The following is a 2,621-nucleotide window of genomic DNA, read 5'->3' as shown; positions in this document are numbered from 1 at the left end:
TGAATATTCCGGTGGCGGGGTACCGCCAGTCCGGTGAAATGGAAACCGTCGTTCCGGCGTTTTGGAAACCGTTATTCCGGCGATTTGGGAACCGCTGCCCCGCAAGGACATGTTCCGGTTGCTGAGCAGCGGTCCCAGTCAAATCATTCGCTCAGGCTTTTATCAAGCCCGTACACCTCCCGCATAGATCGGTAGTTCGCCGGATCAGCGGGGATGATGTTAATCTTGTAGGCATCGTGCTTAATCCTGTCCAGGATCGCCTCGGCCAGGGGGCTGTCATCTCCACCGAGCTGGTCGTACCAACCGCTGTCGTGGTACTGGGAGCAGAAGATCGTGGACGACGTCTTTCGCCGGGCGTGGAGCAGTTCCAGGATGTCATGCTGTTCCGTCTCCGTGGGCTTCAGAAGGAGCCATTCGTCGAGAATCAGCAGTCTGGGGTTGGCGTACTTCGTCAAAACCTTTCGGTAGTTGTTCTCCGTCCTGGCAATCTCCAGATCCAGAAGCAGATCTGGGAGCCGGATGTACTTGGTCTTGAAACGCTGCTTACAGGCTTCCATGCCCAGCGCGCAGGCCATATAGGTCTTGCCGCTGCCAGTGGCACCGGTAATGAAGATGTTCCGGTGCTCCACAATGTATTCGCAGGTTGCCAGCCGCTCAATCAGCGCCCGGTTCAGCTTCCGGCCGGAGGTGTAGTCAATGGCGGCAATATGTGCCTCCGGCTGGTCAAAGGCAGCACCCTTAATGAGCCGCTTCAGACTGTTGTTCTTACGGTTGGTATATTCGGCATCCACCAGCATTCCGAAGCGGTCCTCAAAGGGAACCTCCTGCATCTGGGGATCGTTCAACTGAATCAGAAATGCGTCAGACATAGCGCTGAGCCGCATTTCCAGGAGCTTGTCTACAGTAATCTGGTTTGTCATTTTCCTCACCTCCGGTAGTAATCCAAGCCCCGGGTCAGGGCGTAGGGATTGGGCTCAGCGTCTTCCTTCTTATTATCTGCAAGGGTCTTGTCCCGGCCAGCGGCAAGAATGTCCTTCACGTTCTTGTAGCTGGGAGATGCAGTATAGCGCAAAGCCAGGGTACACGCATTCTCCAATCGAGCAGAGGAATACTTGTCCGTCAGCTTCAGGAGCCCCATGCAGCTTCTGTAGGACTGCTGTTCTACACGCTGAGAGGTGAGGATGGCGTTTACAACAATGGCGGTGTTGGGGCCGATTTGGGCGCTCCAGCGGCGGAAACGGTCGCCGTTCCACTCCAGATACTTCTGGTGGTCTTCCGGCATATGTGCGGTCACAGTGCTGTACTGGCCTTTCCTGCCATAAAGGCGGCGGTGAGAGGCGATACGCGCCTGCTTGTAGAATACTTCAATCGTAGATGCTGTGACTCGGACGTCTACCTTGCGTTTAATGTACTCATGGGGAACGGAGTAGTACATGCTGTCCACGGAGATATGGTAGTTGAACTGCACCGTCGCCTGCTTCCATTCCGCCAACTCATACCGCGTCTGTGGAAGGGGCGTCAGCACGGGGAACTCCTCGTCCATATAGATGTCGTACCGGGTCCCGTCTTTCTTCTGAAACGGCTTCCGACTGAAATCATACAGCTTCTGGCGAATCGCCGAGTTCAACTCGCCCAGGGAGAAGAACTGCTCATCCCGGAGGGCGGCAACGATCCAGGTGGAGATGACGCCGACAGTGCCCTCGGCATTCGGCTTATCCTTAGGTGCCCGTACTCTGGCCGGGACGATGGCGCAGTTATAATGCTCCGCCATCTCGTGGTAGACCGCATTGACCTGTGGATCGTTCCAGTCCCCATTGCGGATCACGGCAGTCTTGCAGTTGTCCGGGACGAGGATCTTGGATACGCCGCCGAAGTACTCAAACATGTGGATGTGAGCGGTGATCCATGGAACCTGCTGCTCACTGATGAATGCCTCCACATAGGGATACTGGCTGTAGCTCAGGACCCCGACAAAGATGTGAGCTTCCGTGGCTTCACCGGTATCCGGGTCCACGATGTACGCCGGATCACCTGCCCAGTCCACCTCTATCTGTTCTCCCGGTTTGCGGGAGATGTGCATGGTAGCCCTGCGGCGCTGCTCATCCTGCTGGATGTAGTAGCAGAACTGGGAGTACATCAGGGGCTCCCCACCACTCTGGCGGCAGGTCTCCAGATACTCCGTCCAGAGCAGCTTCTTGTTGACGCCGTTCCTCAAAAGCTCCTTGCGGATATAATCGAAGTCCGGCATCTGCTTGGTGGAACTGACCTTCGGCGCCTTGGGGAACAGCATCTCCTCCAATGCGGCATCCGTCATGGTGTCAGCCAGTGGCCACGAGATTCCGTGTTCACCGGCTGCTTTTAAAACCTTGTTTACGGTCTTTTTTGAAGCACCACAGCTGGCTGCGATGTTCATCTGGCTGAGATTCATGCTACGCAATCGCAGAATCTCTCTGTAATGGGTCATATACAGACCTCCCATAATGTATTTGCGCAAAGCGCATGACTACATTATAGGAGCGCTGATGACCGGTTTCCATTTCACCGGAACAGCGGTTCCCGTTCTACCGGAATCGTGGTTTCCATTTCACCGGATTCCCGGTTCCCTCGGGCTGGAATATTCA

Annotated in this window: 2 protein-coding genes; both read right to left on the bottom strand. The window is 55.5% G+C overall.

Going from position 1 to position 2,621, the window contains the following annotated elements; genetic code table 11:
* Positions 1 to 143 precede the first annotated feature (143 nt).
* Positions 144 to 920: an IS21-like element helper ATPase IstB gene (istB, locus tag JQM68_RS13480; protein WP_235223537.1), complete on the bottom strand. Its 777-nt coding sequence runs from the start codon at positions 918 to 920 to the stop codon at positions 144 to 146.
* Between the two features lie 5 nt (positions 921 to 925).
* Positions 926 to 2,464 carry an IS21 family transposase gene (istA, locus tag JQM68_RS13475; protein WP_235223536.1) on the bottom strand — a complete coding sequence of 513 codons (1,539 nt, stop codon included), beginning with the start codon at positions 2,462 to 2,464 and terminating at the stop codon, positions 926 to 928.
* Between the last annotated feature and the right edge of the window lie 157 nt (positions 2,465 to 2,621).

The organism is Oscillibacter valericigenes, from assembly GCF_021531435.1.
GTDB lineage: Bacteria > Bacillota > Clostridia > Oscillospirales > Oscillospiraceae > Oscillibacter > Oscillibacter valericigenes_B.
This window is presented reverse-complemented; position numbering and strand designations above follow the sequence as displayed.